The organism is Terrabacter sp. 01T434 (assembly GCF_056398545.1).
This window is the reverse complement of record NZ_JBFTPP010000001.1, coordinates 1-26,150: the sequence shown is the minus strand read 5'-3', so window position 1 is coordinate 26,150 and position 26,150 is coordinate 1. Positions and strand designations below refer to the sequence as shown.

Annotated in this window: 21 protein-coding genes and 4 pseudogenes; 19 read left to right on the top strand and 6 right to left on the bottom strand. The window is 71.0% G+C overall.

The window, feature by feature from the left end; translation table 11 throughout:
* Positions 1-131: 131 nt before the first annotated feature.
* Positions 132-1,046, top strand: a complete 915-nt coding sequence (locus AC1DIW_RS00125; RefSeq protein WP_478106043.1) for a hypothetical protein — start codon at positions 132-134, stop codon at positions 1,044-1,046.
* Positions 1,047-1,088: 42 nt separating this feature from the next.
* Positions 1,089-1,682, top strand: a complete 594-nt coding sequence (locus tag AC1DIW_RS00120) for a hypothetical protein (protein ID WP_478106042.1) — start codon at positions 1,089-1,091, stop codon at positions 1,680-1,682.
* Between the two features lie 48 nt (positions 1,683-1,730).
* Here the strand turns inward: AC1DIW_RS00120 and AC1DIW_RS00115 are convergent, their stop codons facing one another.
* A complete protein-coding gene (locus AC1DIW_RS00115) occupies positions 1,731-2,369 on the bottom strand; it encodes a helix-turn-helix domain-containing protein (RefSeq protein WP_478106041.1) in 639 nt (212 codons plus the stop codon).
* A gap of 62 nt (positions 2,370-2,431) precedes the next feature.
* On the opposite strand from AC1DIW_RS00115, the gene AC1DIW_RS00110 reads away from it, so the two are divergent.
* Positions 2,432-3,712, top strand: a complete 1,281-nt coding sequence (locus tag AC1DIW_RS00110; protein WP_478106040.1) for an MFS transporter — start codon at positions 2,432-2,434, stop codon at positions 3,710-3,712.
* A gap of 23 nt (positions 3,713-3,735) precedes the next feature.
* Here the strand turns inward: AC1DIW_RS00110 and AC1DIW_RS00105 are convergent, their stop codons facing one another.
* The gene (locus AC1DIW_RS00105; RefSeq protein ID WP_478106039.1) at positions 3,736-4,557 is read right to left on the bottom strand and encodes an SDR family NAD(P)-dependent oxidoreductase; all 822 of its coding nucleotides are present in this window, start codon (positions 4,555-4,557) and stop codon (positions 3,736-3,738) included.
* 225 nt (positions 4,558-4,782) lie between these two features.
* On the opposite strand from AC1DIW_RS00105, the gene AC1DIW_RS00100 reads away from it, so the two are divergent.
* From AC1DIW_RS00100 to AC1DIW_RS00055, 10 genes and pseudogenes are all read left to right on the top strand, one after another.
* A complete protein-coding gene (locus AC1DIW_RS00100) occupies positions 4,783-6,456 on the top strand; it encodes an alpha/beta hydrolase (RefSeq protein ID WP_478106038.1) in 1,674 nt (557 codons plus the stop codon).
* Positions 6,457-6,760: 304 nt separating this feature from the next.
* Positions 6,761-8,974, top strand: a complete 2,214-nt coding sequence (locus tag AC1DIW_RS00095) for a CHAT domain-containing protein (protein ID WP_478106037.1) — start codon at positions 6,761-6,763, stop codon at positions 8,972-8,974.
* Between the two features lie 4 nt (positions 8,975-8,978).
* Positions 8,979-10,307, top strand: a complete 1,329-nt coding sequence (locus AC1DIW_RS00090; protein ID WP_478106036.1) for a tetratricopeptide repeat protein — start codon at positions 8,979-8,981, stop codon at positions 10,305-10,307.
* A pseudogene (locus AC1DIW_RS00085) lies at positions 10,297-11,139 on the top strand (tetratricopeptide repeat protein); the annotation flags it as partial. The gene AC1DIW_RS00090 and the pseudogene AC1DIW_RS00085, both read left to right, overlap by 11 nt.
* A 55-nt stretch (positions 11,140-11,194) precedes the next feature.
* Positions 11,195-11,359, top strand: a pseudogene (locus AC1DIW_RS00080) (tetratricopeptide repeat protein); the annotation flags it as partial.
* Between the two features lie 3 nt (positions 11,360-11,362).
* A pseudogene (locus AC1DIW_RS00075) lies at positions 11,363-11,638 on the top strand (tetratricopeptide repeat protein); the annotation flags it as partial.
* Positions 11,628-13,070 (top strand): tetratricopeptide repeat protein, encoded by a 1,443-nt coding sequence (locus tag AC1DIW_RS00070; protein ID WP_478106035.1) that lies wholly within the window; start codon positions 11,628-11,630, stop codon positions 13,068-13,070. The pseudogene AC1DIW_RS00075 and the gene AC1DIW_RS00070, both read left to right, overlap by 11 nt.
* Positions 13,060-14,640, top strand: a complete 1,581-nt coding sequence (locus AC1DIW_RS00065; RefSeq protein ID WP_478106034.1) for a tetratricopeptide repeat protein — start codon at positions 13,060-13,062, stop codon at positions 14,638-14,640. Before AC1DIW_RS00070 ends, AC1DIW_RS00065 begins: the two co-directional genes overlap by 11 nt.
* A 339-nt stretch (positions 14,641-14,979) precedes the next feature.
* Positions 14,980-15,093: pseudogene (locus AC1DIW_RS00060) on the top strand (hypothetical protein); the annotation flags it as partial.
* A 61-nt stretch (positions 15,094-15,154) separates the two neighbouring features.
* On the top strand, positions 15,155-15,580 hold the full coding sequence (locus tag AC1DIW_RS00055; RefSeq protein ID WP_478106033.1) for a tetratricopeptide repeat protein: 426 nt from the start codon (positions 15,155-15,157) through the stop codon (positions 15,578-15,580).
* Positions 15,581-16,614: 1,034 nt separating this feature from the next.
* On the opposite strand, the gene AC1DIW_RS00050 is transcribed toward AC1DIW_RS00055, so the two are convergent.
* A complete protein-coding gene (locus AC1DIW_RS00050; protein WP_478106032.1) occupies positions 16,615-17,859 on the bottom strand; it encodes a DUF4236 domain-containing protein in 1,245 nt (414 codons plus the stop codon).
* Positions 17,860-17,930: 71 nt separating this feature from the next.
* Positions 17,931-19,187, bottom strand: coding sequence for an HNH endonuclease family protein (locus tag AC1DIW_RS00045; RefSeq protein ID WP_442280412.1), 1,257 nt, complete (start codon positions 19,185-19,187; stop codon positions 17,931-17,933).
* 1,005 nt (positions 19,188-20,192) lie between these two features.
* Here AC1DIW_RS00045 and AC1DIW_RS00040 point away from each other — a divergent pair.
* From AC1DIW_RS00040 to AC1DIW_RS00020, 5 genes are all read left to right on the top strand, one after another.
* Positions 20,193-20,315, top strand: a complete 123-nt coding sequence (locus tag AC1DIW_RS00040; protein ID WP_442280411.1) for a hypothetical protein — start codon at positions 20,193-20,195, stop codon at positions 20,313-20,315.
* Between the two features lie 158 nt (positions 20,316-20,473).
* A complete protein-coding gene (locus AC1DIW_RS00035; protein WP_478106031.1) occupies positions 20,474-21,112 on the top strand; it encodes a MucR family transcriptional regulator in 639 nt (212 codons plus the stop codon).
* Positions 21,109-21,798 carry a hypothetical protein gene (locus tag AC1DIW_RS00030; protein WP_478106030.1) on the top strand — a complete coding sequence of 230 codons (690 nt, stop codon included), beginning with the start codon at positions 21,109-21,111 and terminating at the stop codon, positions 21,796-21,798. The genes AC1DIW_RS00035 and AC1DIW_RS00030 overlap by 4 nt, the downstream gene beginning before the upstream one ends.
* Before the next feature lie 25 nt (positions 21,799-21,823).
* On the top strand, positions 21,824-22,069 hold the full coding sequence (locus AC1DIW_RS00025) for a hypothetical protein (RefSeq protein ID WP_478106029.1): 246 nt from the start codon (positions 21,824-21,826) through the stop codon (positions 22,067-22,069).
* A 36-nt stretch (positions 22,070-22,105) separates the two neighbouring features.
* Positions 22,106-23,074, top strand: coding sequence for an ATP-dependent DNA ligase (locus AC1DIW_RS00020; protein WP_478106028.1), 969 nt, complete (start codon positions 22,106-22,108; stop codon positions 23,072-23,074).
* Positions 23,075-23,170: 96 nt separating this feature from the next.
* Here AC1DIW_RS00020 and AC1DIW_RS00015 read toward each other — a convergent pair whose 3' ends face one another.
* Positions 23,171-24,247: an ANTAR domain-containing protein gene (locus AC1DIW_RS00015; protein WP_478106027.1), complete on the bottom strand. Its 1,077-nt coding sequence runs from the start codon at positions 24,245-24,247 to the stop codon at positions 23,171-23,173.
* Positions 24,248-24,817: 570 nt separating this feature from the next.
* Between AC1DIW_RS00015 and AC1DIW_RS00010 the strand changes: the two genes are divergently transcribed.
* Complete coding sequence (locus tag AC1DIW_RS00010) at positions 24,818-25,021, top strand: BldC family transcriptional regulator (protein ID WP_442280406.1); 204 nt, start codon at positions 24,818-24,820, stop codon at positions 25,019-25,021.
* 277 nt (positions 25,022-25,298) lie between these two features.
* On the opposite strand, the gene AC1DIW_RS00005 is transcribed toward AC1DIW_RS00010, so the two are convergent.
* Complete coding sequence (locus tag AC1DIW_RS00005; protein WP_442280405.1) at positions 25,299-25,592, bottom strand: hypothetical protein; 294 nt, start codon at positions 25,590-25,592, stop codon at positions 25,299-25,301.
* Positions 25,593-26,150 lie beyond the last annotated feature (558 nt).

Below are 26,150 nucleotides of genomic sequence, written 5' to 3'. Positions count from 1 at the left end.
GCTTGCACCATACCCATCGATTGCGTATGCCGTTCCGGCTCGCAGCGCTGCCCGTTGCTGCCGTCTCCTCCACCCCACTTCACCCTCGGCGGGTGACGCCCTAGAAGGATGTTCGGCGCGGAGAATCGTGCATGAGACGTGCGGCTGCCTTGGTCACCACCCTCCTCTTGCTTGCAGTCCTGGCGGCCTGCTCCGGGAGCGGGTCCGTCTCGCTGCCGACGTCACAGCCCAGCGTCACGCTGTCGAGCGCGGCCTTGCCGTCGGTGACGGCGCCGTCCCGCACCGCGCCGACGCTCGCGCTCCCGACGGTCACCGGTCCCACACGGTCTGCGGAGACCGTGACGCAGACAGCGACCCAGACCCAGACGGCGACCCAGACCCAGACGCAGACCCAGACGCAGACCCAGACGCAGACGGAGACCCGGACTGAGACCCGGACTGAGACCCGGACGGCGACGGCGACCGTGACCCAGACCGCGACCGCCACAGCCACCCCGTCCACGCCCGAGACCCCGACGCCGACGCCCGAGGCCGCTCCAACCGCAGAGTCCACCGGCGGCACGACCTGGTGGCCGTGGGTGCTGCTCGCGATCTTCGTGCTCGGCGCCTTGGCGTGGTTCCTGCTCCAGCGCCGCCGTGCGCAGGCCGAGGTCCGCGCCTGGGACGAGCAGCTCACCACTGCGGAGCAGGAGGCGTCGTGGGTCGAGGACTCGCTCACCCCACAGGTGCTGTCCCGGACGAGCACCGCTGAGGCCCAGTCGATCTGGGCGGCCGCGCAACCTCGACTGCTCGAGACCGACGCGACCTTCCACACCCTGACGTCGACTGCACCGGACCCAGCTCGTGCCAGCCGCGCCACGGATGTCCGCGAGCTGCTGCGCGCCCTGGTGGAGGCGGTGGGAGCCGACCTCGCGGCGTCCGCCGACGGCGGCCCCGACCAGTTCAGGGCGCGGCGAGCCGTGGTCGACTCCGCTCGGGGCAGCCTGCGGTCCGCCCTGGGGCCCGCGAGCGGCTCCGACCCCTCCCAGTCCGGGGAACGTCGCTAGTCTGGAGCCGCAGAACGTGACAAACCAGACAGGGGCCGCTCGATGCGCGAGGAACGACCAGCGCGCCGCACCCACCCGGTGCTGCCGGGGCTGCCGAGGTCCGGGCCGCGGGTGGAGGTCGGCTCCGACTTCCCGGTCTTCGCCGTCCGGGAGTGGACGGCCCGGTTCTACGAGCAGGAACGGCTGAAGCGTGAGGCAACGTGGTGGCGACTCGGGTGGCCCTTCGCCACGGCGCTCGCTCTGGCCGTGGGGGCGGCTGCGGTGACAAGGCTCTGGCCGGCCTCCGGGTCCGAGCTCGCCCTGGGCACTGCGGTCGTGCTGGCGGCTGCCGCGGTCGGCGTGGCCGCCGGCGGTCTCCTCCGTTGGCGCGCGACCCGTCGGCGCCAGTCAGTCGCCGCAGCACGACCGGCGACCGGCGAGAACCTCCCCGTCGCTGCGCGCGCGGTGGTGCTCGACTCCCCCCGGCTGCGCTTCCGCCGACCCACCGACGGTCCGAGCTTCGCCGCGGTGCGTGACGGAGTGGCCGCGGCGGCCCCGATGGGCGATTTCGCCGCGTCGGTCCTCGTCTGGGCCCTCGTCATGCGCGACCGCGTCGACGGGACGCTCGGGGACTGGGTCATCGGGCGTCGGACCTGACCGACTGCCGCCGTCCGGTCGCCGGGCACCACGCATCGAGTCGGACGTCTACCTGCGTGTCGAGTCGTCGCGGTCGGATGCGGTCGCTGGCCCCGTGGTCGGAGTCAGTCGCACGGCGGCGTGGACCAGGCGCGTGCCCTCGGGGAGGTCCTGGGGTCGACGGTTCCCCAGCTGGTAGGGCCGCAGCAGGGCGTGGATCTGGTCCTGGAGCCGCTTCACCTCCTCGACGGTCGCGGCGAGGGTGTTGTTGGAGATCAGCGAAGCGTCGTGCCACTCCGGCCCGTCCTGTGCCGACTGGTCGACCCAAGCGAGGACGCGCTCGTCGGAGCCGGCGAGCAGCACCCGGGCCAAGGCCATGTCGATGCTCTGCATCGTCTGCGGGTCGGTGTCGTCGAGCCCCTCGACCCGCCACGAGGTCACGACGGCCTTCCACAACCGCTCCCTGCCGTCGGTGCGCTCCTCGTCGTGCGCCTCGTCGACGAACCCGTACCGCTGGAGCAGCCGCAGGTGATAGCTGCACGCACTCGCCGAAAGACCAACCTCCTCCGCACACTCGGTCGCGGTGGCCGGGCCGTAGATGGTGAGGCGTTCCAGGATCTTCGCCCGCCCCGCGTGAGCCAGCGCCCGAAGCGCTCGTGGGTCGGTGATGACGACGGGGCTTTGCTCGGTCGAGGGGAGGTGGGCCATGCCCTGATCATATCCGAAAGAAACCCTTTACAACATGGACGTGAAAGACTACTTTCACGTCCATGACGACGATGACCTCAGCACAGGCGCCCCGCGTTGACGGACCCGCGCGGCAGCGTGACTTCCGCAGACTCTGGCTCGGCTACTCGATCTCGGCGTTCGGCAGCGAGATCACCGTCCTCGCCCTGCCCCTCACTGCCGCGGTCCTGCTCGGCGCCTCGGCGTTCCAGATGGGCCTGCTCACAGCGGCCGCCACGCTGCCGAACCTGGCGATCGGCCTCGTTGCCGGGGTCTGGGTCGACCGCCTGCCCCGGCGCAGGCCGGTCCTCGTGGCCACCGATCTCGCCTCGGCCGCCGCCCTGCTGAGCATCCCCATCGCCTGGTGGCTGGGCGCTCTCACCGTCACCCAGCTCGTGGTCGTCGAGCTCGGCGTCGGGTGCGCCCGCGTGATCTTCCGTCCGGCCTACCAGTCACACCTGCCCCAGGTCGTCGAGCGCGACCACCTCACGACGGCGAGCGGGCACCTCCGGACCTCAGACTCCGGGGCCATGCTGGTGGGCCCCGGGCTCGGCGGCCTCCTCGTGCAGGCGGTGTCAGCGCCGGTGGCCATCCTGCTCGACGCGGCATCCTTCCTCGTCTCCGCAGCCTGCATCCGATCGCTCCGGTCGCCCGAGCGCAGCACCACGCCGACCACCCCGAACCGCTCGATGGGTGCAGAGCTGGGCGAGGGACTCTCGACCGTGCTGCGCAACCCCTCGCTGCGGGCCATCGCCGGCTCTGCCGCGAACCTCAACCTCTTCGGGATGCTGGTGATGGCGCTGTTCGTGGCGTACGCGACGCGCACGCTCGGCCTGTCGGCCGGGATGATCGGTGCGGTGATGATGACCGGCGGCGTCGGCGCCCTTGCCGGCGCCCTCGCGGCTCCTCGGATCGCCGCCAAGATCGGCGCGGGTCGCGCCATCGTCGCCGCGACGGTGGTCTTCTCCTTCGCCCTGTTCGCGCTGCCACTCGCCGCCGGCCCTCGCTGGGTCGAGCTGGGTGTCATCGGCGGCGGCGAGCTCGTCGGTGGTTTCGCCGTGATGGTCTTCGACGTGACCGCCGCCGGGCTGACCTTCAGGGCGGTGGCACCGGAGCTGCTCGGTCGCGTGAGCGCCTGCAACGGCTTCCTGACGCAAGGGGTCAAGCCCCTCGGGGCGCTCGCGGGCGGCGTCCTCGGCACCACCCTCGGGCTCCACACGGCCCTGTGGATTGCTGCGGCAGGCGCCACCACGACCATGCTGTGGACCTTCCTGTCCCCGTTGCGTCGTCGTGAGACACCTGACGCGGACAGCCCGCGCGGCTGACCGGGCACGCCGCCGGCACTTCGCTACATCGAGATCGCTCCGTCCACGTTGAGGACCTGCCCTGTCACGTACGACGCGTCGTCCGAGCACAGCCACGTGATGACGGAGGCCACCTCCTGCGGTTGCCCGAGCCGCCGCATGGAGATCAGCGACTCGTATGCCGACACGTTCCGGGCTCGCTCGTCGGGGCTGCTGCCCGCAAGGTTGCGCTCGAGCATGGGCGTCAGGATCGCGCCGGGGCGAACGGCGTTGATGCGCACCCCCTTGGCAGCGAACTCCTTGGCCGTGCTCACGGTGAGCGCCTCCAGCCCGAGCTTGGCCGCGGAGTAGCTGCCGCTACCCGCAGCAAGCAGGGCGGCATCCATCGAGGAGACATTGACGACGGCGGCCCCGGGCAGACGGGACGCGCCACCCTCGGCTGCGACGCCCCCGGCGAGCATGGCCGGGATCTGGTGGCGCATGCACGACCACGCGCTCGTCATCAACGTGCGGAAGGTGGCATCGAAGTGTGACGGGCTCACGTCCAGGCTGGTTGTCGCAGACCGGTCGACCGACTCGGCATTGCCGGCGTTGTTCACCGCGATGTCGAGGCGGCCGTGCTCCTCCATGATGGCCCTGATGAGGGCCTGGACTTGCTCGTCGTCCGAGACGTCGGCCCGCAGGAAACTGACGGGACCGTGTTCGCCGACCTCCGCTGCTGCGGCTGCGCCTCGTTCCGGGTCACGCCCGCAGATGACGACGCGCGCCCCAGCGGTCGCCAGCTTGCTCGCGGTCGCGAGTCCGATGCCGCTGGTTCCCCCGGTGACGAGGGCGACGCGCCCGCTGAGATCGATGGCGTACGGCATTCGGCCTCTTCCGTTCTGTCGTGCCGATCGACGGTGACCGGCAGTGGAGTGAGCAGAGGCTAGCCCCTCGACCGGACCCGGGCACCGCCTTTGTCGTGACATGCCGGACTCAGACCCGGAGGTGGCCCGAAACAGCCGCGTGAAGCCCGCCCACCCCGCTCCCGACGGTGCCACATTGGTGGGTGGCGACGTCCGCCGCCACAGGTCGCTCATAGGGGAACCATCATGAAACGACTCATCACCGTCGTCGCGGCCGCGGCGCTGACCGTCAGCGCCGCCGTCTTCTCCGCCCCGGCGCAAGCCGCCTCCGGCGGTGTCGCGACAGCCGCTGACAGTGCGTCGACGCCGTACGTCCCGCCGCCGATCACCTGGGGAGCCTGTTCGGATCCGACGCTCGTCCACTACGGCGCCCAGTGCGGCATGCTCACGGTCCCTCTGGACTACGCGCACCCGCACGGCACCCTCATCCACCTGGCGGTCTCCCGGGTGAAGCACACGACCCCGCAGTCGCAATACCAGGGCGTCATGCTCGTCAACCCCGGCGGCCCGGGAGGCTCGGGCCTGGTGCTCTCCATCTACCAAGGGTTCGTCCCTAACAACGCGGGCAAGTCCTACGACTGGATCGGCTTCGACCCGCGCGGGGTCGGGTCGAGCGTCCCGGCGCTGTCCTGCGACGGCAACTACTTCGGGTATGACCGGCCGTACTACGTGCCCGTGAACCGCGGAATCGAGAACGCCTGGCTGACCAGGACGAAGAACTACGCGAAGGCGTGCACGGCCGCCGGCGGTCGGCTGCTCGACCACCTGAAGACCACGGACAACGTGGCAGACATGGAGAGCATCCGGATCGCCTTGGGCCAGAAGCAGATCAACTTCTACGGCTTCTCCTACGGCACCTACCTCGGCCAGGTCTACGCGACCTTGCACCCCGAGCGGGTGCGGCGCTTCGTCCTCGACAGCAACGTCGACCCGCGGCGGGTCTGGTACCAGGCCAACCTCGACCAGGACTACGCCTTCGACACCAACATGGGCATCTACTTCGACTGGGTCGCCAAGCACGACGGCGTCTACGGCCTGGGCAACGACGGCCAGGCTGTCGAACGCACCTACTACCGCATCCTCAACCAGCTCCGGGCGCACCCGCAGGCCGGCGGGACGATCGGACCGGACGAGTGGACCGACGTGTTCCTCTATGCCGGCTACTACGTCTACGGCTGGACCGACATCGCCGACGCCTTCTCGGCAGCGGTGAACCACGGCGACTACAGCAAGATCAAGTCGCTCTGGGACGGCGCCAACCCCCAGGGACCGGGCGCCGACAACGGGTACGCGATCTACCTCGCCACCTCGTGCACCGACGCGCCGTGGCCGAAGAGCTGGTCGGTCTGGCAGCGGGACAACTGGCGGGTCTACGACAAGGCGCCCTTCGAGACGTGGGGCAACGCCTGGTTCAACGCACCGTGCCGCACCTGGACGGGCAAGGCATCCGAGCCGGTCAAGGTGTCCGGACGGCACGCCCCGCCGATCCTGCTCATCGACGAGACCCACGACGCAGCCACCCCCTATGAGGGCAGCCTCGAGGTGCGGTCCCTCTTCCCCAAGTCGGTCCTCATCGAGGGCGTCGGCGGGACGACGCATGCGGGCTCGCTCTCGGGCGTGGCCTGCACGGACAACAAGATCGCCGCCTACCTCGCCACGGGTTCGCTGCCCGACGTCCGGGCCCCCGGCCCGGACGCCGCCTCCCCGGCATCGACGTCGGTCGCCTGCGGGTGGCCGACGTCGATGCCGGACGAGCAGTCCGCCTACGGCATACTGGGCCCGGGTGACGTCTCGCCGAAACCACATCCCTGTCGTTCTGACGTGACTTCCCCCCGGGCCTCTGGGGGGTCGGGACATTAGTTCTGACCTGCCACCATCGGACAAGTGCGCTCCCCCACCGGACGTAGTTGAGAACGCGACCTCACCGAGCGCGGAACGCGAAACCCACCGCGTCGGATGGCACCTGCTGAACGGCTGGCTAGGGCCGAAGCGAAAGGCGCGGCTCTGCAGGTTCAGGCATAGCCCTCAGCCGTCGCACAGGTCCGAACCCCGAGGAACCCACCCAACACCCGCCCGCGCCTGCCGCCCGCATGGTGCAATGTCGGGATCAGGTCTGCACGCTGACGGCAGTCCTCGGGATCCGAGTTCAGGGGAGGCGTGACCCATGACGGACGGCTACCGGATCGAGTTGTTCGACGCGGAGGGGACGAACCCGCGACTGCGCTGGTTTCCGCCCGAGGGCGAGATGGCTGAACGGCGCCTGACCCGCAAGGACATCGACGAGTTCGTAGATCGTGTCGCGAACGAGTACTCCGCCTACTCGCCCGTGCTAACGCAGCTCGGTGCGGACTTGTACAACTGGCTGGACGGACCGACCGAGCGGTGGCTGCAAAAAGCGCTATCCGACCACAAACCGATGACGCTCCACATTGACGCGCAGGAACGCCTCCGGGAACTGCCGTGGGAGCTGATGTTCGACAACTCCTTCTTGACGATCCACCCGACGCGACCCGTTGCGCCGGTTCGTGCCGTCTCGGCTAGGCAGGCAACCCGGCCGGACCCAGCAAACCGCGCCCTCCGGGTCCTGTTCATGGCGGCCTCCCCCGTGGGTGTCGAGCCGGTCCTGGACTTCGAGCAGGAGGAGGGCGTCATCCTGGCCGCCGCTGCCGGGCGCGTCGAGGTGGTCGTGGAGGAGAGCGGCTCCCTCGCCGGGCTTGGCGCGATGCTGTCCTGGTTCGGTCCTGACTACTTCGACGTGCTCCACCTCAGCGGTCACGGATACATCACCCCGGCCGGGCCCCGATTTGTCATGGAGGCCGCCGACGGCAGCCAGTCCGACCACAGCGCGGAACAGATCGGCGCGGCCATCGAGGGCCGCTGGCCGGGGTTGCTGTTCGTGTCTGGCTGTTACACGGCCGCAGCGCAGAAGGACGGCGTCGTGGCCTCGATGGCTGAGTCGCTCGTCGACGCCGGCGCCCCCTCCGTCCTAGGGTGGGCCCTACCCGTGGGAGACTCGGCCGCAAGCGATCTCGCCGCGTCCCTGTACGGTCGGCTCGCCGACGGCGGCCCGATCGACCACGCTGTGACGCTGGCCCGACGGGCCTTGTTCGATGCCAACAGTCAGGACTGGCACCTGCTGCGACTGTACGCGGACCGCACCCCGCTCGGGTCACTCGTGACGGCCCCCGGCACCAAGGGACGAGTCCGCCTGCGAACGCGTGCCAGCAGCACCCTGTTCCTGGACGCCGAAGGGCAGGTCAAGGTCGCCGACCGCGCCAGCTTCGTGGGCCGCCGGCGCGAGCTGCAGAAGCTGCTGAGGGAGCTTCGGCCCGACGATCCGACCGAGGGTCCCCAGCTCGCGCTGTTGCACGGTATGGGCGGGCTGGGCAAGAGCACCCTCGCCGCACGGCTGCTGGAGCGGATGCGGACCAGCCACGACCAGAGCGCCGTCTGGGTCGGACGCATCGACGAGCAAGAGGTCGTGTCGCTGACGCGGCGCCTCAACTTGGGCGACCCCGACATCGACCAGCGGGTCAACGAGCTGCTCGGCCGGGAGAACGTCACCCTGGCGGACCGGCTGCGGTACGTCCTGGACGGGCCACTGGCGGACACCCCCTGCGTGTTCGTGTTCGACGACTTCGAGGACGGCAACCTGGAGTCCGACGGGCACGGCGCCTACCGCTGCCGCGCCGAGGCCCTCGAGGTGCTGCGCGGCTTCGCCACAGCTATCGCTCGCACCGGCAGCGCCAGCCGCGTCGTGGTGACCAGCCGATACGACTTCCCCCTCCCGACCGAAGTCAAGGCCATGCGGCTGCCCGTCCTCCAGCTGCAAGGCAACGACCTCGACAAGAAACTGCGTACGCTCGAGCAACTCGCACCCACCAGTCCGTTGGAAGCCGCAGTCAAGGATCGGGCGATCACAGCCGCAGCGGGCATCCCCCGGCTGCTCGAGCGACTCGACAGCCTGCTCAGCACTGACCCGGGCGGCCTGGAAGCGCTGTTCACCTCCATCGAGGCGAAAGAGGTCGAGTACCGCGAAGAGCTGCTCCTGCACCGACTGCTCGACGAGCAGTCCGAAGAGGTGCGGCACGCCATCTCCCTGGCCGCTGTGTACGAGATCGCGGTCCCCCTGGATGCGATCCTCGCGCTCAGCCCCGACGAACCGATCAAGGCCGAGATCGAGTCCGCGGTCTCTGTCGGTCTGCTTCAGGCCGGCCTACACCCGAGCACCGGCGAACTGCGTTACCTCGTCTCCCCGCTGGTACGGCCACTGCTGGCGAAGACGCTCGAACGGCTCACCGATGACGAGCTCCTGCAGGCCCAGGAACGTGGAGCCCGGTTCCTCTACGAGCTGTGGGTCGAACCCGAAAGCGCGTAGGACCATGGCCAGCGAGGTCGAGATGCTCGAGGTGTTCCGGCTCGCCGAGGCCGCCCGTGTGGGGGACGTGGTCCGCGGGGTCGGCGACCGGCTGGCCGGGCGCTGGCTGTCCGTCTCCAGGTTCCGGGACGTGGCCGGGCTGACCGGCCGCTCGCTCCGAATCCAGACCAGTGCGCTCACGCTGGTGCAGGCGGGGCTAGCCCGCACGACGCTGGGGGACCCGGTCGCGGCGCTGCGGCACTACAAGCAGGCCCTGCCGATCCAGCGGGAGGTCGGCGACCGCGCCGGAGAAGCCGCCACCTTGAGCAACATCGGCAGCGTCCATGACCGCCGCGGCGACGGCGACACCGCGCTGCAGCACTTCGAGCTGGCCCTGCCGATCCTGCGCGAGGTCGGCGACCGCGCCGGCGCGGCCACCACCTTGAACAACATCGGCAGCGTCCACGACCGCCGCGGCGACGGCGACACCGCCCTGCGCCACTACGAGCAGGCCCTGCCGATCCAGCAGGAGGTCGGCGACCGCGCCGGGGCGGCCATCACGTTGAGCAACATCGGCGGCGTCCACGACCGGCGCGGCGACGGCGACACGGCCCTGCGCTACTTCGAGCAGGCGCTAGCCATAGCGCGCGAGGTAGGCGACCGCGCCGGGGCGGCCATCACGTTGAGCAACATCGGCGGCGTCCATCACCGGGGCGGCGACCTCGACACCGCCTTGGCCTACTTCGAGCAGGCCCTGTCGATCCAGCGGGAGGTCGGCGACCGCGCCGGCGAAGCCACCACGTTGAACAACATCGGCATGGTCCACCACCGGCGCGGCGACGGCGAGACCGCCCTGCGCTACTTCGCGCAGGCCCTGCCGATCCGGCGGGAGGTCGGCGACCGCGCCGGGGAGGCCACCACCTTGAACAACATCGGGCTGGTCCACGACCGGCGCGGCGACGGCGACACCGCCCTGCGCTACTACGAGCAGGCCCTGCCGATCCAGCGGGAGGTCGGCGACCGCGCCGGGGAAGGCACCACCTTGAACAACATCGGGCTCGTCCACGACCGCGGCGGCGACGGCGACGGCGACACCGCCCTGCACTACTACGAGCAGGCGCTGCCGATCCGGCGGGAGGTCGGCGACCGCGCCGGTGAGGCGATTACGCGATTCAACGTCGCCATGGTTCTTCGCGGTCGTGGCCGACTCAAGCAGGCTATCGGCGAGCTGGAGCAGGTGGTGGAGCTCGACCGAGCGGTGCAGCACCCTGACCTGGCCTCGGACACCGCGATGCTGGGGGAGGTCCGCGCCGAGCTCACGGAGCAGCAGCGGGGGCGCACCGGTGACCAGTGAGGTGGAGCTGCTCGAGGTGTTCCGGCTCGCCGAGGCCGCCCGCGTGGAGGATGTGGTGCGCGGGGTCGGTGACCGCTTGGCCGGTCGCTGGCTGTCGGTGTCCAGGTTCCGGGACGTCGCCGGGCTGACCGCCCGCTCGCTGCGAATCCAGACCAGTGCGCGGACCCTCAATCAGGCGGGCAGGGCCAGCGCGACCTTGGGGGACCTGGCCGCGGCGCTGCGGCACTACGAGCAGGCGCTGTCGATCCGGCGGGAGGTCGGCGACCGCGCCGGCGAGGCCGCCATGTTGAACAACATCGGCGACATCCACCGCCGCCGCGGCGACGGCGACGCCGCCCTGCGCTACTTCGAGCAGGCGCTAGCCATCGCGCGGGAGGTCGGCGACCGCGCCGGGGAGGCCACCACCTTGAGCAACATCGGCATGGTCCACCACAGCCGCGGCGACCTCGAGACCGCCCTGCACTACTTCGAGCGGGCCATGCCGATCCAGCAGGGGCTCGGCGACCGCCCCGGCGAAGCGACCACCTTGAACAACATCGGCATGGTCCACCACAGCCGCGGCGACCTCGACACCGCCCTGCGCTACTTCGAGCAGGCCCTGCCGATCCAGCGGGAGGTCGGCGACCGCGCCGGCGAGGCGGCCACCTTGAACAACATCGGCGGCGCCCACGACATCCGCGGTGACGGCGACACCGCCCTGCGCCACTTCGAGCAGGCCCTGCCGATCCGGTGGGAGGTCGGCGACCGCGCCGGCGAGGCCGCCACCTTGAACAACATCGGGCTCGTCCACGACCGCGGCGGCGACGGCGACACCGCCCTGCACTACTACGAGCAGGCGCTCGCCGATCCGGCGGGAGGTCGGCGACCGCACCGGCGAGGCCACCACCTTGACCAACATCGGCGGCGTCCACCACCGCCGCGGCGAAGGGGACACCGCCCTGCGCTACTTCGAGCAGGCGCTGCCGATCCAGCGGGAGGTCGGCGACCGCGCAGGCGAGGCCACCACCTTAAGCAACATCGGTGGCGTCCACCACCGGCGCGGCGACGGCGACACCGCCCTGCGCTTCTACGAGAAGGCGCTGTCGATCCGGCGCGAGGTCGCCGACCGCGCCGGTGAGGCGGTGACGCGGTACAACATCGCCATGGTTCTTCATGATCGTGGCCGACTCGAGCAGGCGATCGGCGAGCTGGAGCAGGTCGTGGAGCTCGACCGGGCGATGCAGCACCCTGACCTGGCCTCTGACACCGCGATGCTGATCAAGGTCCGGGCCGAGCTCACCAAGCTCGCCAATCTCACCGAGCAGCAGCGGGGGCCCGCCGGTGGGCAGTGAGGTGGAGCTGCTCGAGGTGTTCCGGCTCGCCGAGGCCGCCCGCACGAGGGACGTGGTCCGCGCGGTCGGTGACCGGCTGGCCGGGCGCTGGCTGTCCGTGTCCAGGTTCCGGGACGTGGCCGGGCTGACCGCCCGCTCGCTGCGAATCCAGACCAGTGCGCGGACCCTCAATCAGGCGGGCAGGGCCAGCATGACCCTGGGGGACCTGGCTACAGCGCTGCGGCACTACGAGCGGGCCCTGCCGATCCAGCGGGAGGCCGGCGACCGCGCCAGCGAAGCCGCGACCTTGAACAACATCGGGCTGGTCCACGACCGCCGCGGCGAGGGCGACACCGCCCTGCACTACTTCGAGCAAGCCCTGCCGGTCCAGCGGCAGGTTGGCGACCGCGCCGGCGAAGCCGCCACCTTGAGCAACATCGGGCTGGTCCACAACCGCCGCGGTGACGGCGACACCGCCTTGCGCTACTACGAGCAGGCGCTCGCCACCTCGCGGGAGGTCGGCGACCGTGCCGGCGAGGCCGCCACCTTGAACAACATCGGCGGCGTCCAGGACCGCCGCGGCGACCGCGACACCGCCCTGCGCCACTACGAGCAGGCCCTGCCGATCCAGCGGGAGGTCGGCGACCGCGCCGGGGAGGGCATCACGTTGAGCAACATCGGCAGCGTCCACCACCGCCGCGGCGACCCCGACACCGCCCTGCGCCACTACGAGCAGGCCCTGCCGATCCAGCGGGAGGTCGGCGACCGCGCCGGCGAGGCCACCACCTTGAGCAACATCGGCAGCGTCCACCACCGCCGCGGCGACCCCGACACCGCCCTGCACTACTTCGAGCAGGCCCTGCCGATCCGGCGGGAGGTCGGCGACCGCGCCGGGGAGGCCACCACCTTGAACAACATCGGCGGCGTTCATGACCGTCGCGATGACGGCGAGACCGCCTTGCGCTACTTCGAGCAGGCCTTGCCGATCCGGCGGGAGGTCGGCGACCGCGCCGGGGAGGCCACCACCTTGAACAACATCGGCGGCGTTCATGACCGTCGCGGCGAGGGCGAGACCGCCCTGCGCCACTACGAGCAGGCGCTGGCCATCCAGCGGGAGGTCGGCGACCGCGCAGGCGAGGCCACCACCTTGAACAACATCGGCGGCGTCCACGACCGCCGCGGCGACGGCGACACCGCCCTGCGCTACTACGAGCAGGCCCTGCCGATCCTGCGGGAGGTCGGCGACCGCGCCGGTGAGGCGGTGACGCGGTACAACATCGCCATGGTTCTTCATGATCGTGGCCGACTCGAGCAGGCGATCGGCGAGCTGGAGCAGGTGGTGGAGCTCGACCGGGCGATGCAGCACCCTGACCTGGCGCCTGACATGGCCACGCTGGAGCGGGTTCGCGCGGAGCTCGCGGAGCAGCAGCGGGGGCGCACCGGTGGCTGGTGAGGTGGAGCTGCTCGAGGTGTTCCGGCTGGCCGAGGCCGCCCGCGTCGGGGACGTGGTGCGCGGGGCCGGTGACCGGTTGGCCGGGCGCTGGCTGTCCGTGTCCAGGTTCCGGGACGTGGCCGGGCTGACCGCCCGCTCGCTCCGGATCCAGACCAGTGCGCGCACCCTGGTGCAGGCGGGCATGGCCAGCACGACCCTGGGAGACCTGACCGCGGCCCTGGGGCACTTCGAGCAGGCGCTCCCGCTCCAGCGGGAGGTCGGCGACCGCGCCGGTGAGGCCACCACCTTGAGCAACATCGGCAGCCTCTACCACCGCCGCGGCGACGGCGACACCGCCCTGCGCTACTACGAGCAGGCCCTGCCGATCCAACGGGAGGTCGGCGACCGCGCCGGCGAAGCCGCCACCTTGAGCAACATCGGGCTGGTCCACGACCGCCGCGGTGACGGCGACACCGCCCTGCACTACTTCGAGCAGGCCCTGCCGGTCCAGCGGGAGGTCGTCTACCGCGCCGGCGAGGCCGCCACCTTGAACAACATCGGGCTGGTCCACCACCGCCGCGGTGACGGCGACGCCGCCCTGCGCCACTTCGGGCAGGCCCTGTCGATCCTCCGGGAGGTCGGCGACCGCGCCGGCGAAGCCACCACCTTGAGCAACATTGGGTTGGTCCATCACGGGCGCGGCAACCTCGACACCGCCCTGCGCCACTACGAGCAGGCCCTGCCGATTCAGCAAGACGTCGGCGACCGCGCCGGCGAGGCCACCACCTTGAGCAACATCGGCAGCGTCCACCACCGCGGCGGCGATCTCGACACGGCCCTGCGCTACTACGAGCAGGCCCTGCCGATCCGGCGGGAGGTCGGCGACCGCGCCGGCGAGGCCACCACGTTGAGCAACATCGGCGGCGTCCACGACCGCCGCGGGGACGGGTTCGCGGCGCTGTGGCACTACGAACAGGCGCTAGCCATCGCGCGGGAGGTCGGCGACCGCGCCAGCGAAGCCGCCACCTTGAACAACATCGCGCTGGTCCACGGCAGCCGCGGCGATCTCGACACCGCCCTGCGCCACTTCGAGCAGGGCCTAGCCATCGCGCGGGAGGTCGGCGACCGCGGCGGAGAGGCCACCACCATGGGCAACATCGGCGGCGTGAACGACCGGCGCGGCGATCTCGACACCGCCCTGCGCCACTACGAGCAGGCSCTWSCSATCSMGCGGGAGGTCGGCGACCGCGCCGGAGAGGCCACCACGTTGAGCAACATCGGCGGCGTCCACCACAGCCGCGGCGATCTCGACACCGCCCTGCGCCACTACGAGCAGGCGCTAGCCATCGCGCGGGAGGTCGGCGACCGCGSCGGRGAGGCCGCGACGCGGTACAACATCGCCATGGTTCTTCGGGACCGTGGCCGACTCGAGCAGGCGATCCGCGAGCTGGTGGAGGTGGTGGGGCTGGACCGGGCGGTGCAGCACCCTGGCCTGGCCTCGGACACCGCGATGCTGGACCAGGTCCGCGCTGAGCTCGCCGAGCTCACGGAGCTCACGGAGCAGCAGAGGGGGCGCCCCGGTGGCCAGTGAGGTGGAGCTGCTCGAGGTGTTCCGGCTGGCCGAAACCGCCCGATTGGGCGACGTGGTGCGCGGGGTGGGTGAGCGACTGGCCGGGCGCTGGCTGGGGGTGTCCAGGTTCCGGGACGTGGCCGGGCTGACGGCCCGCTCGCAACGCATCCAGACCAGTCCGCGCACCCTGGTGTACGCCGGTAGGGCCAGCGCGACCTTGGGCGACCTCGACACCGCCCTGCGCCACTACGAGCAGGCGCTGTCGATTCGGCGGAAGTTCGGCGACCGCGCCGGTGAGGCCGCCACGTTGAGCAACATCGGCGCCCCGTCCACGACCGCCGCGGCGACGGCGACACTGCTCTGCGCTACTACGAGCAGGCCCTCCCGATCCTGCGGGAGGTCGGCGACCGCGGCGGCGAAGCCGCGACCTTGAACAACATCGCCAGCGTCCACGACAGCCGCGATGACGGTGACATCGCCCTGCGCTACTTCGAGCAGGCCTTGCCGATCCTGCGGGAGGTTGGCGCCCGCGACGGTGAGCAACATCGGGCTGGTCCACCTCCGCCGGAGCGATCTCGACACCGCGCTGCGCTACTACGAGCAGGCCCTGCCGATCCTGCGGGAGGTTGGCGATCGCGCCGGCGCGGCCACCACCCTGACGAACATCGGCGCCGTCCACCACGGACGCGGCGACGGCGAGAGCGCCCTGCGCCACTTCGAGCAGCCCCTGCCGATCTTGCGGGAGGTCGGCGACCGCGCTGGTGAGGCGGTGACGCGGTTCAATGTCGCCATGGTCCTTCGAGGTCGTGGCGGACTCGAGCAGGCGATCCGCGAGCTGGAACAGGTGGTGGAGCTCGACCGGGCGGTGCAGCACCCTGACCTGGCCTCGGACACCGCGATGCTGAACCAGGTCCGCGCCGAGCTCAGGGAGCAGCACCGGAGGTACTCCGACGGCCAGTGAGGTCGGGCGGCTCGAGGTATTCCGGCTGGCCGAGGGCGCCCGATTGCGCGACGGGGTCCGCGGGGCCGGTGACCGGTTGGCCTGGCGCTGGCTGAGGGTGTCCCGCTTCCGGGACGTGGCTGGGATGACCGCCCGCTCGCTCCGAATCCGCATCAGTGCATCCACCCTGGTTCGCGGTCTGTGCTCCTGGGACGGCCAGCCAGTGACACGGGGCGAAACCGTGGCGGTTTTCGTAGCCGCGCAACGACGGAAGGCCGTCCCCCGGCCCTCAGCTGAGGGCCGGGAAGGCCGCCGTCAGGCCGAAGTGCTCGCGCCACCGTTGGCCCGTAGGGTGCGGTCCATGACATCGCGTCCGCGCAGCGAGGACCGGCGCAACTCTCCGCGCCTGGACGGCCCGCACTCCACAACGGCTCGCCACCTCTCGTCGGCCCTGCACCAGCTCGTGGAGACCTCCCGTCCCGCATGGGACGAGGCGGATGCGGCGCGTCGTCGCTGGTGCGTGCAGCAGGTCGCGAACGCGCTCGGCGTTGACGTGGAACTGGTCGCGCCGACCGTGCGACTGACCCGGCGACCGGCCCCGGACAGGTCGGTGACGTTTCTCCTCCCTGTGGAGGAGGAACTCCCTCTGCGCGGTGACAGGCGAGCGGAGAAGCGCTACTCCGGCGTGCAGATCGTGCATGACGACAGACAAGAACCGCCGTGGCGGCTCAGCTTGGGCACCTACGGCCTTTGGGAGATTGATCCTGACGAGCCACAGCCCGACCACTTCCGCCCCACCCAGTTCGAGCCCTACTTCGTGTGGTTCGCCGAGGAGCTGACACCCGACGTGCTGGCCCGGGCGGCAGGCAACTACTGCCCCGCCCACGCCGACCGTGACGTCCGCACCAGCAGCAGGTGGGGTCGTCAGACGTACAACCAGGAGGGACGTGCTCGCCCAGATCTGGTTCTCCTCCATGAAACTGGTCAGGGCGATGGAGAAGGACGCGTAACCACGCGTCGGGAGACACCCTGGATCGGTCCTGCTCGAGGATGCCTCAGGTTGTCGGTGTGGCGGGAGGGAAGGGTGCGGGCTGAGCCTCGGTCCGGTCGTCGAGCGCTGCCGACCAGGCGTCCAGCAGCTCCTGTGCCGGTGAGCCGGGCTCGACGGGCAGGGCTACGACCTCGCGGGCGCTGCCCTTGCGCGCCATCTGTGCGTCCTCGGCGGACATGGCCACCGTCAGCGGGTCCAGGTTTCGCCAGTCCAGGTGCGCGAGATGGTCGCGTCGCAGCATGCCCGCGTAAACCGGCTCGACGCCACCGGTGCTGCCACCGATCCCACTGCGAATGACCAGGACGCGGACCTCTGTGGCGGTGACCGCTACGGCCAGGGCCTCCTTGGCGGTCGCCAACACCGTCGAGGCGATAGCAGTGGCGTACAGGGAGTTGCGGTCGGTCTTGGTGCGCTTGCGCAGCGTCGGCTTCCCGCCGGGGGTCGTGTCCGGACGAACGTCCGGGACCAGGTCGATGCCGCCATAGGTGACGACCGCCGTGACGTACCGGACGCCGGTGTCGGCCTCGGCGTCGACGCAGGTGGAGTCGCTGGCGTTGTCCGCGAACGCGTCCTCGACGGCCTCGATCACCGTTTGCGGGTCGTGGTCGACCAGCGCCTGCCACTGCTGGTCGAGTCGGCACTGCTCGAGCTGCGCCTCGACGAGCGCGCCGGTGTGCCGGCGCTGCGCTTCGGCGGTGGCCTGCTGCGCCGCCCAGGCCTTCGCCTCCCGGCGCTCAGACCGCTTCCAGAAGGGCACCGCGGCGATGGCGATCCGGTGCAGCTCGCGGCGGACCGCCTTGACCTCGGCTGGCCCCGGGGCGGCGGGGACGGCCACGACGCGGCGTGTCGATTCGGGGAAGTCCTCGTGGTGCAGCGTAGTGAGGGAGCGTTCCACCGCGGCGACGGCCGCGACCTCCTGGGCGCGTTCGGCTGCCCGGGCTTGGGCCTGATGCTGCGCGACGGTGGGCTGCCGCGGGCGCGGCGAAGCACCCGCCGTCCGGGTCGAGGCGCCCGACGACTGGGGCCAAGAGCCGGACGAGGCTCGCGTGGAGGTGCGGGCCCGGCTGCTGCGTGAGCCGCCTCCGACGGCGGTGGAGACGGTGAAGGGCCCGGCCCCGCTGGAGATGCGGGTCCTTCCTGCGCCGACGTGGACCCGGGCGGCGCGGGGGCCGATGCTGGTACGCACGCCCCTGCTGGAGGCGCGCACGCGCACCCCGGGGGCGAGCTTGAAGCTGACACCGAGGCCCATCTACCGGCCCTGCCTTCCCTGTACCGCACCCGGCGGTACGTCTGATGTTGTGGTTGCCATGGACGGGCTGGTCAGGCGGCGCGCCAGCGTGCGCGGGTGTCGCCGGACTTGTATGAGCAGCGCATCAGCGTGCCCGCGCTCGTGTAGCCGAGCGCGCCCGCCGGCGAGCAGAACGCACCAGGGTGCACCCCCTGACGGGGCGACGGCGCGGCCGGCGAGGGCGAGGGGCTGGGCTGCGGTGCCGGCCTGGGAGCCGGCGTGACGGTCGGGTGCGGGGCGGGCGCGACGGTCGGCTTCGGCGCGGGCGGCGCGTAGATCGGGAAGCCGCCGAGCTTGGCCACCGACACCGCCGGGACTGGCGTGTCCGGGCAAGTCGTGAGGACGCGGGCCACGGCGACGCGCTCCGCGGCCGTCACGGCCAACTCGTACCGGGCCTTGACGGCGATCTGGCGAGCCACGTACATGCACCGGTACGACATCGCGGGCGGCAGCCAGGTCGCCGCGTCACCGCTGCCCTTGGAGGCGTTGACCGACGCGGACACCGCCGTCAGGTTCAGAGTGTCGTTGGCGAACGCGGTCCGCTTCGCCTGTGGCCACCCGGCGGCGCCCTTGACCCACGCGTCAGCCAGTGCGACGACATGATCGATCTGCACAGCCGAGCTGGAGGAGGCGCCGCTGGTGAAGGCCACCCGCGCCCCGGTGTACGGGTCCACCAGGGCGCCCGTCATGACGGCGCACCCGTTCGTGCCCGCCTTGAGCGTCAGCGAGCGAAGATCGCGTCGGAGGGTGTCGTTGCGCTGGTCGCAGCCGTTGCGGTCGGTGTCGCTCCACACGGCACCGAACGCCTCGCGGGTGTAGCCGGTCATCGGGCCGCGACCCTTGACCGTCAACGTGCCCAACCCCGCGAGCGCCGTGCCGGGTCGGGCCTGCCCGATGGCGGCGGTGACCGGGTCGGTCGGCGACGGGCTAGCGGTTGCGATGGTCGAGGTCGGGGAAGCGGTGGCCGGCTCGGTCGTTGCGGAGTCCGTCGCCGGCAACGGGGTTGCGGGCGCTGGTGCGGCTGGCAGAACCGTCTGCGAGGTGGGGACGGACGCCGGCGACGGGGACAGCGCCCCGCCGACCGACACGGCCACCAGCGCACCGACCAAGGCGACCGCAGCGGCGGCACGGCTCGGTAGGTGAGCCCACCGGACCTGCCCGCGGATGAGGGCCACGATGGCGACGAAGAAGGCGAACATCCCCGCGAAGAGCAGCGCACCGCCGATGCCAGAGATCAGACCCGCGAGCGTGGTGACGGCCAGGCCACCCCAACCGGCTACCGCGAGCATGCGGCCGCGGTCGGGGCTGCCACCCTGAGGCGCGGAGTCGGCGACGAAGGCAGAAACCGCAGCGGCGGGCGGCCGGTTACCCGCGCCGCCGTGCTGCGGAGACCACGGCGTCGGTGGCTGCAGGGGTGCTGCACTCCCGTACGAGGCGCGCGCCGGCTGGGCTGGGGGCGACGCCAGCGATGAAGAGGCCGGGGACACGGCGCCCGGGGACTCCGGCGCGGTCGTCCAGAACTGCCAGCCGTCCGGAGCTGGCGGCCATACCGGGTCGGGCAGCCAGCCGGGCGGCGGCACCCAGCCGGTCGGAGGCGCGGGCCATCCTTGTGGTGCGTGGAACTCGACAGGCATTCGAACTCAGTGATCCTCGTGTTGCCGCAGGCACCTTGGCCCGTCTTCTCAGCGCTATGTCACCGGTCCCGACCGGTCGCGGTCAGAGCGGCATCTTTCTGTGGTTAATGTGGCGTGGGCATGTCTCTTCACCGGGGACAGCACTGCCATCAACAGCGGCGCTGCATTGGGCTGCCGTGCAGTCCCCATGGACGAGGGCGACCAGTCGACCTCGGCACGCCCGCTGCCTCGCATGCCGCAGGTTCTCGTGACCCCCGCTTCCCTGTGTGACCTGAGGCTACGTGTCAAGCACGCCGGCCGCTGCGAAATGCCTGTTTCAGGCATAGAGCGTCCCTTCCGGCGTGGTCTGTGCGGCTTGCTGCTAGCGGCGCCTCAGCTAGCAGAACGGCTCCACCGCCCCGAGGTCATGCGTCTTCTGCCAACGTCCGAGCACAGCCCTCTCGACCTCGCCTGAGGCACCGCCGGCACCACCACAGGAGCCCTGGCTGCCCTTCGCCGACCCAACCACATTCGTACACCAGTTCGATCCTTTGGCACACTGGAGAGATGGCGGGCGGTTCAGGACGGGGGCATGAGCACCCGATCCCGGAGCCTCCGCGTCCTCGGCGGCACTGCTGGGTGCGCGGGGCTGGGGACGCACCCGGTCCGCACGCCGGGATCGTGCTCGCCTGGGAGAAGCGGGACGCGACCTGGTTCGCGCTTGTTGCCTACTTCCTCGAGGGCGACCATGCCCTGATCCAGCAGTGGCTCCCGTCGGAGTTCGTGACGCCAGCCCAGCGCTGAGACAAGGCGCCTCGCTGGGTGGGCACGGAGCCCCACGCGGTGGTGCCGCACTTGTTCAGCCAAGCCCGTGAAGGTCTAGCGAGGTCTCTCCCTGACGGCTAGACCCGCCTCGCCCGCAGGGCGTCCGGCGGGCGTGATGGCCCGCTCACGGGCATCATGTGGCCGTGACGACTCCGACCTCTTCCACCGGGGACCTCCTCCCGCCTCCGGAGACCGAGCCCGGGGTCTCCCCCGGCCCTGCTGCCCAGGTCGGACGGCCGGACGGACACGGACACTTCGGGGTCCTGGATGAGGACGAGGACGGGCTGCTCTGCCACGAGTGCGGCAGGCGCTTTGTACATCTCGGGCTTCACGTTTTCAAGAGTCATGGGATGCAGGCACAGAGCTACAAGATCGAGCACGGCTTGCGTCGCTCGAAGGGTCTGGTGGCCTCGGCGGTGCGCGAGAAGCTCGCGGTGCGCTCGGCTGCCCAGTTGACCCGCAGGTCGGCGTTCCTGGCCAACCGGGACACCCGCAAGGCGACCGCAGCCCGGCTCGCTGCAGGGCAGCCGCTCTCCCCCGCCGGCGCCGCCGCCTCAGCAGCCGCCGGCCTCCGGCGCGGCGGCTCGCGGCGCCGCGGCATCGTCGTCGTCTGTCAGGAGTGCAGCGTCGAGTTCTGCCCGCTGCGCGGGGCATCGAAGCGCCGGTTCTGCTCCCGCTCGTGCGCCAGCCGCTACAACCGGCGCCGCGCTTCGCCGAACGCTGGTCCGCGCGCGCACGCGACGCGGCCGGCGCCTGACGATGCCGGCCTGGCATGAGTCCGCGCCGTGTGCGAGGTGTCTGTGTCGAGTGCGTCGAGCCCGCCCGGGCTCGGGGCCGTTGCTGGACGCACTACCGGCTCTGGAGAGCCGCAACCCCGGAGGAGCAGAGGGAACGGATACCCGACGGCGCCCTCGTCGCGGGCCAGGTCGCGGCGATGCTCGGCATCACCACCGCCTCGCTCACCCGGCGCATCGCGCGAGGGCAGCACCGGCCTGACGGGCGCACGAGCGGACGCAGCTGGTGGTGGCCGGCAACCGTCGCCGGGTGGGGCCTACACCGTCCATCCGCCGACGCGCTGGTCGTCACCGAGGTGGCAGCGCGGCTCGGGGTGAGCACCAGCCAGGTTCACCGGCTGGCGCAGAACCGGGCCCTGCCGGCCGGCGGGCGGCACGGTGGCCGCGGGGCGTTCTGGTGGGACCGCGCCGCCGTGGAGCAGTACGAGCGACAGCAGCCAGGGGACGTGTTGTGGACGTCGGATCTGGCGCAACGGCTCGGTGTGTCGCGGGAGACGGTCCGCCGCCTCGCCCAAACCTCTCTCCGCCCGGACGGCGTCCACCGGGGACGCCGGTGGTGGCTGCCCAGCCGCATCGACGCCCTCTACCCGCCTCCACAGCGGGGCTCATCGGCGAGACGCAGCGACGGCGGTCGACCTGACCGATCCTGCACCAGTCCGGACGCGTGAGCCGTCGCCGCGGAGACCTAGGTCCATGACGCACGACGACCAGGACCAGCGCATCGAGTCCCTGCAACAGCAGTTGTCCGAAGCTCGCGCCTGGGCCTGGAGTGAATACCACGGCTGGTACGACGGCCGGTGGCTCGCCACCCGCGAGGTGCCGACCGAGGACGGCGGATGGGACTGGCTCATCCCGGAGCGGCTCTCCACGGGCGTGGAGCCGCCCTCCCAGCCTTGGTCCGTGGCGCTTCCCGGCGCCACGAGCCTCGGTGGTCCATGACCCGCCACGCTGGAACACGCATGCCGGCCGGCAGGGGTGCATGGTGAGCACATGGCTGTCGTGTCGTTGCAGGCGCCGGTCGCCTTGGCGCGGCGCGTCGATGAGCTCGTCCCTTCCAAGACCGCGGATCTGGTGTGGGAGCCGAAGTGGGACGGCTACCGCGCCCTCGTCGGTGGTGGCCGCATCTACTCGCGCAACGGCACCAACCTCACGCCGCTGTTCCCCGACCTAGCCCCGGTCCTGAGCGCACGACTGCCCAAGGACCTAGTGCTGGACGGCGAGGTCATCGCCTGGGATCCCGCCACGGGACGGCTGGACTTCGAGGGCCTGCAGGCCCGCATGACCGCCGGGCGACGGATCCGCGCCGTCGCCGCCCGCCGGCCAGCGCAGTTCGTCGTCTTCGACGTTCTCGCCGCCGGCACTGAGGACCTCCGAGGCCGACCACTGCGAGAGCGCCGGGCCCTGCTCGAGCGGACACTGGCCGGGATCGCCTCCCCTATCGTGCTGTGCCAGCAGACCGACGACCCCAGCCTCGCCCGCGAGTGGTTCGACACCCTGACAGCCGGCGGCATCGAAGGCCTCGTCATCAAGGACGCGAGCGGCACCTACCCCACCACACCCCAGCAACGGGCCTGGTGGAAGGTCAAGGCCACGGAGACATTCGACATGCTCGCGATTGGGTTCACCGGGGACGCGGCCGCACCCACCTCTCTGGTCCTCGCGTTCCCCGGGAACGTCGACGACGACGGTGGCCCGGTCACCGCCGGCTCGACAACAGCCCTGTCGAAGGCGGTCGGCCGATCGCTGGCGCCCCTGCTGCACCCGACCGGCGAGACGTTCGAGCGCACCTTCGCCTGGGGTTCAGCTGCGCCAAGTCGGGTGATGGTCGTCGCACCGTTCGTCGTCGAGGTCGACGCCGACGCCTCCGCCGCACCGGGCGTGCTGCGCCACGCAGCGCGGCTGCACCGCACCAGGCCAGACCTCGACCCCGGGGAGCTCTCCTGAGATTGGTCGCCGTGGGTGAAAGTGCGCCGCCGGACGTCACCTTCTGAGAACGCCCTCATATGCCGCCGATCGGTAGTGCCGACGAGTGACCGTCAGTCAGGAGTGTCTGTCTGCGCGGCGCTGGGCGGGCGTGTCCAAGTCGCCAGTCTCCGCGAGATTGAGCGCCACATCATGAAGCTTCTCGTTCAACGCGTTCGAGGCGTGACGCAGGATGTTGAAGGCGGCCTCCGGGGTGAGCTTGAGCCGTTCCATCAGGATCCCTTTGGCCTGGCCGATGACATCTCGGGTCAACAGGGCCTGGTGCAGATGCTCTGCCACATCCTGCAGGGCGTCCCGTTCGCGGACTGCCCCGGCGGCCATCGAGGCGTGCGCGGCTAGGAGCAACCCGATCTGCTGCGCCTCGTCGCTGAATGCGTCCGGCTTGATGCCGTAGGTGTTGAGCGAGCCGCTCGTGCCGGCGCTCCCCTCGCTCGCCGCTGCCAGGCGGTAGGAGGCCACGGAGTGCGCGCCCAGATCGACCGGACGGGATGCGAGCGTGGGCCAGCGGTTGTCGGGGAACGACTTCGCATAGACCAGCGTGGTCTCGACCGCATCGAGGCAGGGGCCCTCCCGGGCGTCGTACTGGGCCTGGTCGACCGCCGATGCGGCCACGTCCGTTGTCGAGGCCGTGCGATAGCCCCCGTGCTCGCTGAGGGTGACGCTTGCCATCTCACACCCGGCGACGGTGCTGACCGCGGCCTCGGCGATGCGCTGGAGGACGGCGTCGTAGGAATCCGCGGCGTAGAGGTTCGCGGCGATGGTGGCGAACGACGATGCGAGTCCCGTGATCGGTGCCGCCTCCAGCCGTCGCTGTGTCGCATCGTCGCGGGCCCGGGCGGCGGCCACGCGTTCGGCGCCTGAACGCTCACGGGTCTGCCGTGCCTGCCCACGAATGGCGAGCGCATCGAGCCGGTGCGCGGTTGCCTCGGCCTGACGCGCCAGACCGAGCTGAGCTTCCCGGGCGTCCAGCTCACGTTCCCGCTTGTCCAGCGCTTGTTCTCGCGCGTCGGCCGTCAGGTCCCGCAGGTCCCCGGCCAGGTCTCGCTCGCCAGCCAGGTCGTCACGTCGGTCGCCAACGAAGTCGCGCTTCTCAGCTGCCCACTGGCGTTCCGCGCCGGGTGACTCTGTAGCCATCAGGTCGACCTCCTCAACGTCCGAGCCCGCAAACGACTCGATGCCGAGCCTAGCCGTGGCGTGGCCGGCCGCTACTGCTCGTGGCCCACCGAGGGCGCGACATTCGACCGTGGGTCAGGCCGGCTCTGCCACGGCCTGAAGCACCGGCGGCCCCAGCGCACGCCAGGGCGTCGGGGCACTCTCCCGGCGGGGCGGGCGCGCAGCGACACAGGCGGGATGGCGAATGACATCGTGGGAGGCGACGGGGCGCACTCGAAGGTGCTCTCAAAGCGTCCGCGTAGGTGATGCTGGCGTGCTCCCCAGTTCAGACAAACTGAGCGTTCGGCCCAGGCGCCGGGTTCGGCGACCAGGCGGTGGATGAGGTCGCGGCGCTGCCGACCTAGGACGGGCAGACGCAGCAGAGGTCGCCTCAGAGGCAGCGATACCTACTGCATGCAGGAGTGGGACCACGATTGAGGAAACGGTGCAATCCCGCCTGCCGCGAGCCGTGGCGCTCTACCGTGGAGGGCACACCGCGACGTTCGCGCGCCTGCAGGTGTAGTCAGGGACTACGTTGCATTGGGGTTCGACATGACGACATCGACGACGCCACTCGCGGCCGCGGACGTGCTGCTGACTCCGGCTGAGGTGGCTGCGCTCTTCCGGGTCGACCCGAAGACGGTCACGCGCTGGGCTCGGGCGGGTCGCCTCGAGGCGGTCCGCACGCTCGGCGGGCACCGGCGGTTCCACGCCGCCCAAGTGCACGCGCTGCTGGATCAGTCCGCCAGCGCCTAGCTCAGCCCGACCAGGGCCGGGTGGCCGACGTCTCGACGCCGAGCCGGCCGCAGCCGTGGGGCGTCCGCAACCAGGACGAGCGTCGCGATGGGATCGCATGTGACGCGCGGGGTGCCCGCGAGCTCGTGGCCGTCAAGCGCAGCCACGCCAAGACCCAACGAAAGCGTCCTCAGGTTCCGCCGAGCGGTCCTCCCGCGACCAGCAGCGGTGGGCGCGAGCGACAGCGGACCAGCCGGCCGACCGGGACACGTAGCGTCGGAGAGGTCCCACCAGTCGTCTACAACGCGAACGCCCACCGGGTCAGCAGTGCGTGCGCTTCTCGTAGAGACTGCGCGGGAACGACCTCGTGCGTGTCCGAGCTTCCGCGCCGCCGCTCGACCTGGAACGACCCGTCGGACAGCCGGAGCGCCTGCGCGTACGTCTGACCTGACGCGTCCGCGACTTTCTCGACGATGACCCACGAGCCCTCACCCGCGGCGAGGTCCTCGAGGAGCAACAGGAGGACGTCCTCGGACGGATCGTCGTAGGCGTCGCCGTTCTCCATGACAGCTCTGAACGTGCGCGTAACCATACCTGTAGCCTCTCGCATGCCAGCGCCGCCACCACCATCGCCAACACCCGTCGCCATCGTGCGACGGTCACCACCGCCCGACCCGAACGCACCGACTCCACTCGAACGGACTTCGTTTCCTATCCGCCTCGGCGCCTCGAGACGTTCTTCCGGCGAATGGAGCCTCGCCCATCACCTCGACGACGATCTCAGGATCCCCATTCCCGTCTGCGGCGCCGGCCATGTGAGTCGGCTCCAGCGGCGCGTGCACGATGGTCCGTCCAGAGCCATGCTGCACAAGGGCTGAAACCCAACACGACTGTTGCTCCCGGGGGACGACGTGCAGGTCTGTGGCCCGGCCGAGTCCGCATGGAGCGCTGCCCATCAGGTCAATCGACGGGCCCTGAACCGCGGATCATGCACCTCAGGGCCCGGTGCTTCCCAGTACCGGGCGAGGTCAGTCAGGGTCAGTCGACGTCGTGGACGAGGGTGGCCGAGATGACCGTGGACGGCGCTGCGCTGAGTAGGTCGCCGAGCTCGTTCTGCGCGTCATCGCGCGTCTGCCTCACGGCCTCAGCG